Consider the following 678-nt stretch of genomic DNA (forward strand, 5'->3'; position numbering starts at 1 on the left):
ACCGGATCGCCGCCGATGCCGATGCAGGTCGTCTGGCCCAGACCCGCCGCGGTGGTCTGCGCCACCGCCTCGTAGGTCAGCGTGCCCGAGCGCGAGACGATGCCGATCTTGCCGCGCTTGTGGATGTGGCCCGGCATGATGCCGATCTTGCACTCGTCGGGCGTGATGATGCCCGGGCAGTTCGGCCCGATCAGACGGGTCTTGGAGTTGCCCAGCGCCCGCTTGACGCGCACCATGTCGAGCACCGGGATGCCCTCGGTGATGCACACCACCAGCGGGATCTCGGCGTCGATCGCCTCCAGGATGGCGTCGGCGGCAAAGGGCGGCGGCACGTAGATGACGCTGGCGTTGGCGCCGGTCTTCTCGACCGCGTCGCCCACCGTGTCGAAGACCGGCAGGTCGAGGTGCTTGGTGCCGCCCTTGCCCGGGGTGACGCCGCCGACCATCTTGGTGCCGTAGGCGATCGCCTGCTCGGAATGGAAGGTGCCCTGGGCTCCGGTGAAGCCCTGGCAGATCACCTTCGTGTTCTTATCGACGAGAACAGCCATCTTACGCGGCCTCCTTCACGGCCTTGACCACCTTCTCGGCGGCGTCGGCGAGGTTGTCGGCCGACAGGATCGGCAGACCGGACTCAGCAAGGATCTTCTTGCCCAGCTCGACGTTCGTGCCTTCCAGACG

The 678-nt window shown here is 67.1% G+C and carries 1 protein-coding gene and 1 pseudogene; both read right to left on the reverse strand.

Features of this window, described 5'->3' with window-relative positions:
• A partial coding sequence (locus tag Q4I23_RS32950) for a succinate--CoA ligase subunit alpha (protein WP_498529040.1) occupies window positions 1–548 on the reverse strand: 548 nt, incomplete at its 3' end.
• Window position 549: 1 nt separating this feature from the next.
• A pseudogene (sucC, locus tag Q4I23_RS32955) lies at window positions 550–678 on the reverse strand (succinate--CoA ligase subunit beta); the annotation flags it as partial.

This window comes from Azospirillum sp. UFLA03-27 (genome assembly GCF_059803775.1).